The following is a 7,020-nucleotide window of genomic DNA, read 5'->3' as shown; positions in this document are numbered from 1 at the left end:
CAGCCGTAAAATGGAATGTAATTTACTCATAGATATAGGTCTTGTTGTCATTGTTGTTATCCTCATCAAACGATTCATATAACGGTTTAACACACCTACAAAAATGATAAAACGTGAACTCGGTTACGAGTGGTATTAAGCTTTGATCAGCAAAATCATTAAGAGCATAAAAGTGATCATTTACAAGTGATTTTAGTGATCTAAGCTTAATGAGAATAAGCGATCAAAGTTAATGCAATTGGGTGATCAAAGCTGGAGAGAATATGCAGTGCAGAATAGGAGTTTAATAAGAGATGGCTAGTGTATTAAACACCTTATTCAGAGCTTATTTTATTTATACTGAATGCTATTAGCTTTAATGGACAAAGCTATGAGTAAAAAGAACACATCATGCTTTGTTGTGGGTGAGTATAGTTTAGCAATAGCGCTAATCTTTATGTTTTCTTTATCATAAGTAAAGGGCGGGGCTTACCGCATAGCGATGCTCCGTTTTAGTTACCAGTAATTATATAGTGCTCTGTTTATAGCAAAGCTATTTTTTGGGTAAGTTGCCTTAACATAGCATCGGCATTGGGAGATTGCTCGTTTAACCCGCTAATTAAAGTCATAAAGTAGCAGTCAATCATTACGCTTGCTTTTACGTCATCAATTTGAGTTTGCTGCTGAAATAATAACTGTTTAAACAGGCTTACTTGCTCACTAAAAAAGGTTGCTTGCCAAATAACATTACTGATAAGTATTTTACTAAATTCACTGTTTTCACAATAAAAATAATACAGGGGATGTGCATAATGACGCAGCTTTAATCTAGGAGAGTGTTGTTTATCGGATGCGCGAGCTTGATTAATTATAGCGGTAATTTGTTGCTGCATTCCGGCAATTAATAAGTCTATTTTATTTTCGAAATGACTAAATACAGTGCCCACAGCCACACCAGCAGCTGTTGCAATTTCTCGGGTTGAGGTATGCTCGTAACCTTGTAATAAAAATAACTCCCAAGCAGATGCTAAAATTTTATTACGTGTTCTCTGTTTTTTATCCATTATATTTGTGTATTGCTCTCTACTAGTTTTATTAAGTAATGTTTGTAAGTGCAAAATAAGTGTTTATAAAACTGCATTAAAAACAATTGAGTACCCTATTTTAAGCTTGAAAATGCTTATTGACTATTCGCTACTTACTAAATTAAGTAAATAGTAATTGAGTGCGCTCATTTTTATTGTGAGCATGCTCAATTAATAATCTGCATTGTTATTATTATAGCAAACATGTATTTGTTCATTCTACAGGTTCTAGTTTGTTTATCTAACTCTCAAGTTAGAGTTTATTGCCTTATTTAAGCGCATTAAAATAAACCAGTAGCCTGGTTATAAGCGATAATATTTACTCGCGTAAATGCTATAAAAATTAGCACAGTGTAATACTTAGGATATGTTGTTTAATAGCTGCATTTTAACTAAAATAACTTTATTTATAATGGTTGGTGTGTAAATGAATCAATTAACCGAAAAATCGATTGGCTGCCCTTATTGCGGCGAAACAATTGACGTTTTACTAGATGCTGCAGATTTAGACCAACAGTATATTGAAGACTGCCAGGTATGTTGTAAGCCAATTATTTTTAAAGTTTTTGAAGATGCTGATGCTGAGCTTGGTGTTAATGTATACAGTGAAGATGATGCATTTTAACTTTTATAATCTCGCAGATTTAATTTAAAACTAAAAGGCTGCTTTTTATCAAAGCAGCCTTTTAGTTATTTATGTAAGCTAAAAAGTCGTTATTTATTTTGCTGCTCTCTTGCTAATTGGTTTGGCAATAACTGCTCTATAATTTCGCGAGCGGGAAGGGTGTAGCGCGTGCCGTCAAACATCACCGAAGTGAACTCGTTAATATTAGTAATCCCCGTTAGGGTCCAACCTTCGCCGCGCTCAGGGCAATAAACCGTGGTAGTGGGCTGTATTACTTTAAAATCGTCACTCATGGCTAATTACTCTCAATATATTGCTTGTTAATGCAGTATGGTAAGTTAATAATACTGTTATATAAAGTGCTATTTATTGCTTAATAGCTATTTTTACAAATACTGAATTTAAGTAGTAGGTAGCTCAAAAATTTATAATTTTGGTAATTGCATGTTTAAAACAATAACACTACCGCGAGTTACCTTGCGTTTAATAACTCACAAACATGGTGCAGCTTTGTTTGGCATTTTAAATCATCCTTTAGTGTCTCAATATAACGATTACCAAACACCGCTTAGCCAGCAACAGGTTAAGCAATTAATACAAAACGATATTAGCGGCTATTACGAAGGGGGTGTATTGCGCTTAGCAATTGAGCATAACAGCAATGGCCAATTGTTAGGCTCGTGTGGTTTATACAAAATAAATACAGACAAGCAAACTGCTTTTATAGGTTTTGAGTTACACCCAGATTTTTGGCAACAAGGAATTATGCAAGAAGTGCTTTTAGGTTTTATGGCAGTAATGCCTGCATTACAATTAAAACATTTGTATGCTGAGGTAAGTACACACAACCAACGTTCACACGCTTTGCTAATAAAGCTAGGATTTACGCCAAAGTGTGGTGTACAAAATAGTGATAACAGTTCACTTTGGTATAAATTATTATAGAGTTAACGTGCTACAATAGCCGGTTTAAATCTAAACGTTACTTCCGTAATTACTGTAATTATTTATAATTAAACACAGCAAAGAACACATCATACTTACTGTGGGGGAGCAATACCTTAGCAAAGGTGTTAAATTTATAAAGTAGCAGGGCAGTAGTAAATGCTAAGCGCTGATATTTATCTCAAATTACAATATCTGAGATCCTGACGACTTATCCGGTTCACTTAAATTGCACATTTGAGTTCGGCGTGTTTAACCTTTATGGTGGTTTTGGTCCGCACTTATAAAACCTACTATATGCAAGTGCACGTAACGTTATTTGAAATGACAGCTACAGAGCAAATTGATATAGCGTTTTCAAGGCCATTACTAAGAAGCACAATTAGCAATGAATTTATTAGCCATGCGGTCTATCCAGATAAGCTAGTTGCTCTTGTTAATCAAGGCCATAAATGTGAAAGTAAACAAGTCGGGTTTTCGCCAAATAGTGTTAGCAAACCTAGGCATATGCAAACATTAGTAACCGAGATTGTAATGTTTAGGAGTGGGGTGATAGGACTGTATTGTGCACAAGAAATTTTACAGTGAGGATGTCATTTTATAACGCTGGAGAATGCAAGTACGCAAAGTCCACTACAAATTCAATTTAAAAAATGACGTAAGTACAACATTTGTAAATATAGTTTTAAGCGCCCAAATAGACATTCAAAGCAGCATGGCTGAGTGATGCTATAAACTTAAAACCAATAAAAAAGGCCTTGTTATGCTCTATAACAAGGCCTTTGTAAAACTAAGTTAGGCTTTAAAGTATATACCTAAAACCAATTGCGATACCGTCATCTTCCGATTGTTCCATAAGTGCTTGTTGTTCTTTATTAGCACTTTCAAAGTCACTAAAATCTTTACGTGCTTCTATGTAAAGCTGGGTATTGTCGTCAAGTAAGTAATGAACACCAATAACGGCAAATTGACGCTTAAATACATCGTTAGGATCGGCGTTAAAGTTAGGTTGAATTACGTAATCGTCGCCAGCATCAAAAAGGTTGTATGCAATAAATGGTCTAAAGTCATTATCGAAACGGTAAGATACAAATGTTTCTATACCAACTGCTTCTTTAATTAAGCGCCCCAAATTGTCGGTATCATGGTTTTCGTTTTTATTAATGTTAGCTGCAGCGTATAAACCTGCTGCATTAATATCGCCCCAACTAATTCCCGCACCATAAATTATATCTTCTACTGAGCGAGTTGTGCCATCGCCAAAGTGTAAGTCAAACTCACCGCGGTTAATGCCGGCAGTTAACGTAAGCATATTGGTTACGTTATAAGTTACTGCGCCACCAAAAGTGTAATTAAACTCTACTTTTTGTGCAGTCGCTTCGCCAGCTTCCCATTTGGCTTGGCACTGTGCTTCTGTAATATTGCTTACATCACAAGTGTAAAACTCACTGTTTTTTAGTTGCGTTTGTACGCTAAATTCAAAGTCGTTGTAAGTATTGCGATATTGCAGCGTTTTATCACCGCGACCGGTACCATTTACTGCGCCATCGTCTTTATTATATGTATAAACACCCGCTGCGTTACCATCCCATACATAGCTAAAGTTAGTAGCGTGAACCACATCGAACCATGAACCCCATAGTTTACCAATAGTAATTTGACCATACTTGTAATGCGATAAGCCGGCATAACCTAAGCGGTTATATAAAAACTCATCTTGAATAGATTCAAAGCGGTTATTGTAAACAATATCACTATTACCAACAGGGTTTACACCCCATTCAATTAAGGCCAGTGCTTCCCAATCATTTTTTAATTGGCGTTTAAAAGCAAAGTTAATACGCGAGGCACCATTTACTATTTCAGTTTGGTTTTGGGTATTGATCGCACGAACGTCAATATAACCACCAATAGAGACAGCATTTTTATCGTCTTTATAAACTTCTACTGCTGATACAGCTGGAGCCGCTAAAATACTTACGCTTAGTAGAGTTGCTAACTTGTTATTTATCATTTGTTGCCTTGTGTAAATTTGATGCTTTTTTATTGGGGTATATCTGTGGGGTTGAAGACTAACAAAGCAATAATATGCTCAAAAGTGAAAAATAATCACCCGCAATAAACAAAATAAATAGCAAATATTCACCTAGCGTTAATTTTGTTTTTGTGGTGTTGCTTTTTTTAATACTTTAAGTTGCTGGGTAGTTGTTTGGTATTAGAAATTAAAAAAATAAAGGTGAGTTTTTTCAAGTTGGCTAAAAAGTGAAGGGTAGTGCAAAAGCTCTAAGTGTCTTTTATATCATCAATATATACAAAAATATTTTTAATAAAAACTAAATGCGACAAACAAGCTAACAAACAGGTTAAACAGTTGTATTAAATAATTTTGCAGATGTTAACAACGGCGAATGAAATTCAGTCAGCAAAAATTTATTAATTAAATACGCACCAGCAGCAATATCAATTGCTGACTGATGTTGTTTTTGGATACAAATATAAGGAAGTGTTAACTTTTTAAAATTGAAATTTGTTTAATTATGCGGCAATTTAATCGCTTTGTAAGGTGCGTTACCTAGTGTGGGTTAAGTAATATTTCACAACTTAATTATAGTTATTAAAGCAGGCTCTTATTTGCGTATTTAGCCTTTAAACTTTCATAGAAAAAACGATGAATTTGGTTTAAACTGCGCGCAATTAAAATACATCATGTCTCCCTTGGAGGGTAGCGCTATTATTAGTACAGCTAACATCACCATGCAATTTGGTGCTAAACCATTATTTGAAAACATCTCAGCAAAATTTGGCGACGGCAACCGTTACGGTTTGATCGGTGCTAATGGTTGCGGTAAATCAACATTTATGAAAATTCTAAGTGGTGAGCTTGAGCCGTCTTCGGGTAACGTTAGCACTGATCCAAATGAACGAGTTGCTAAACTAAACCAAGACCAGTTTGCGTACGAAGAGTATTCTGTAATTGATACTGTGATCATGGGTCACAAGCAGTTATGGGAAATTAAACAAGAACGCGACCGTATTTACTCTTTAGCTGAAATGAGCGAAGCGGATGGCATGAAAGTAGCCGATTTGGAAACTGAATTTGCCGAAATGGACGGTTACTCTGCAGAATCTAAAGCGGGTGAGTTGTTATTAGGTGTAGGTATTGCTACTGAGCAACACTATGGCCCTATGTCAGAAATTGCGCCAGGTTTTAAATTGCGTGTACTTTTAGCACAGGTACTGTTTTCAGATCCTGAAATAATGCTACTCGATGAACCTACTAATAACTTGGATATTTATACAATCAAGTGGTTAGAAGATGTATTGAACCAACGCGATTGCACCATGATAATAATATCGCATGACCGCCACTTTTTAAACTCGGTTTGTACCCACATGGCCGATATTGATTACGGTGAGCTGCGTATTTATTCAGGTAACTACGACGAATACATGTTTGCTGCAACGCAAGCACGTGAGCGTCTGTTAAGCGAAAACGCCAAAAAGAAAAACCAAATTGCTGAACTTCAACAATTTGTATCGCGTTTTTCTGCTAATGCGTCAAAAGCTAAGCAAGCAACGTCGCGTGCTAAACGTATCGACAAAATTCAGTTAGATGAAGTTAAAGCGTCATCACGTCAAACGCCATTTATTCGTTTCGATCAAGAAAAACAATTATTCCGTAATGCGCTAGAAATGACTAACCTTAGCCAAGGTTTTGGCGACAACACTTTGTTCTCTGGCCTTGAAGGTTTAGTAGAAGTAGGTGAACGCATTGCTATTATTGGCGAAAACGGTGTAGGTAAAACAACACTGTTAAATACCTTTGCTGGGCGTTTAGCGCCTAAGTCGGGTGAGTTTAAGTGGTCTGAAAATGCCAATATTGGTTATTACGCGCAAGATCATGCAGATGAATTTGCCACCGATATGAACTTATTTGAGTGGATGGAGCAATGGCAGCAAGAAGGCGACGACGAGCAAGTGGTGCGCAGCTTTTTAGGCCGTATGTTGTTCTCTCAAAACGATATTAAAAAGTCGGTTAAAGTAATATCGGGTGGTGAGCAAGGCCGTATGTTATTTGGTAAAATTATGATGCATAAACCAAATATATTACTAATGGATGAGCCAACCAACCACATGGATATGGAATCTATTGAAGCACTTAACTTAGCACTTGAAGCCTACGAAGGTACTTTATTGTTTGTGTCTCACGATCGCCAATTTGTATCATCGGTTGCTACGCGTATCTGGGAAGTTAAAGACGGTAAGGTTATTGACTTTAGAGGTACCTACGCTGAGTACCTAGCAAGTAAAGAGGCGTAAATAGCGCTTTACTGCTAACTTTTAAAAGCCATGTTTAACATGGCTTTTTTTGTTTTTGTTAGTCGC

7 protein-coding genes are annotated in these 7,020 nt (G+C 36.2%); 4 read left to right on the top strand and 3 right to left on the bottom strand.

Features of this window, described 5'->3' with window-relative positions:
* Positions 1-521: 521 nt before the first annotated feature.
* A complete protein-coding gene (locus tag AAEZ22_RS12905) occupies positions 522-1,043 on the bottom strand; it encodes a TetR/AcrR family transcriptional regulator (protein WP_041454430.1) in 522 nt (173 codons plus the stop codon).
* A gap of 448 nt (positions 1,044-1,491) precedes the next feature.
* On the opposite strand from AAEZ22_RS12905, the gene AAEZ22_RS12900 reads away from it, so the two are divergent.
* Positions 1,492-1,689, top strand: a complete 198-nt coding sequence (locus AAEZ22_RS12900; RefSeq protein WP_011328257.1) for a CPXCG motif-containing cysteine-rich protein — start codon at positions 1,492-1,494, stop codon at positions 1,687-1,689.
* Positions 1,690-1,778: 89 nt separating this feature from the next.
* Here AAEZ22_RS12900 and AAEZ22_RS12895 read toward each other — a convergent pair whose 3' ends face one another.
* Positions 1,779-1,982, bottom strand: a complete 204-nt coding sequence (locus AAEZ22_RS12895; RefSeq protein ID WP_011328256.1) for a hypothetical protein — start codon at positions 1,980-1,982, stop codon at positions 1,779-1,781.
* A gap of 151 nt (positions 1,983-2,133) precedes the next feature.
* Between AAEZ22_RS12895 and AAEZ22_RS12890 the strand changes: the two genes are divergently transcribed.
* Both AAEZ22_RS12890 and AAEZ22_RS12885 read left to right on the top strand, forming a co-directional pair.
* Positions 2,134-2,634, top strand: a complete 501-nt coding sequence (locus AAEZ22_RS12890; RefSeq protein ID WP_011328255.1) for a GNAT family N-acetyltransferase — start codon at positions 2,134-2,136, stop codon at positions 2,632-2,634.
* Positions 2,635-2,931: 297 nt separating this feature from the next.
* Positions 2,932-3,222 carry a type 2 periplasmic-binding domain-containing protein gene (locus AAEZ22_RS12885; RefSeq protein ID WP_197182056.1) on the top strand — a complete coding sequence of 97 codons (291 nt, stop codon included), beginning with the start codon at positions 2,932-2,934 and terminating at the stop codon, positions 3,220-3,222.
* A 214-nt stretch (positions 3,223-3,436) separates the two neighbouring features.
* Here the strand turns inward: AAEZ22_RS12885 and AAEZ22_RS12880 are convergent, their stop codons facing one another.
* Positions 3,437-4,648 carry a porin gene (locus AAEZ22_RS12880; protein ID WP_197182057.1) on the bottom strand — a complete coding sequence of 404 codons (1,212 nt, stop codon included), beginning with the start codon at positions 4,646-4,648 and terminating at the stop codon, positions 3,437-3,439.
* Between the two features lie 716 nt (positions 4,649-5,364).
* Between AAEZ22_RS12880 and AAEZ22_RS12875 the strand changes: the two genes are divergently transcribed.
* Positions 5,365-6,954: an ABC-F family ATPase gene (locus AAEZ22_RS12875; protein ID WP_080516828.1), complete on the top strand. Its 1,590-nt coding sequence runs from the start codon at positions 5,365-5,367 to the stop codon at positions 6,952-6,954.
* The last annotated feature ends 66 nt before the right edge of the window (positions 6,955-7,020 follow it).

Source organism: Pseudoalteromonas sp. 20-MNA-CIBAN-0454 (assembly GCF_040308685.1).
Taxonomy (GTDB): domain Bacteria; phylum Pseudomonadota; class Gammaproteobacteria; order Enterobacterales; family Alteromonadaceae; genus Pseudoalteromonas; species Pseudoalteromonas nigrifaciens.
The sequence above is the reverse complement of the archived record's forward strand: the minus strand, read 5'-3'. Positions and strand labels throughout refer to the sequence as shown.

What these genes read in the sequence shown, in the direction of transcription:
- AAEZ22_RS12905 (WP_041454430.1), bottom strand. Translation starts at nt 1,043, where the DNA reads ATGGATAAAAAACAGAGAACACGTAATAAAATTTTAGCATCTGCTTGG.
- AAEZ22_RS12900 (WP_011328257.1), top strand. Translation starts at nt 1,492, where the DNA reads ATGAATCAATTAACCGAAAAATCGATTGGCTGCCCTTATTGCGGCGAA.
- AAEZ22_RS12895 (WP_011328256.1), bottom strand. Translation starts at nt 1,982, where the DNA reads ATGAGTGACGATTTTAAAGTAATACAGCCCACTACCACGGTTTATTGC.
- AAEZ22_RS12890 (WP_011328255.1), top strand. Translation starts at nt 2,134, where the DNA reads ATGTTTAAAACAATAACACTACCGCGAGTTACCTTGCGTTTAATAACT.
- AAEZ22_RS12885 (WP_197182056.1), top strand. Translation starts at nt 2,932, where the DNA reads ATGCAAGTGCACGTAACGTTATTTGAAATGACAGCTACAGAGCAAATT.
- AAEZ22_RS12880 (WP_197182057.1), bottom strand. Translation starts at nt 4,648, where the DNA reads ATGATAAATAACAAGTTAGCAACTCTACTAAGCGTAAGTATTTTAGCG.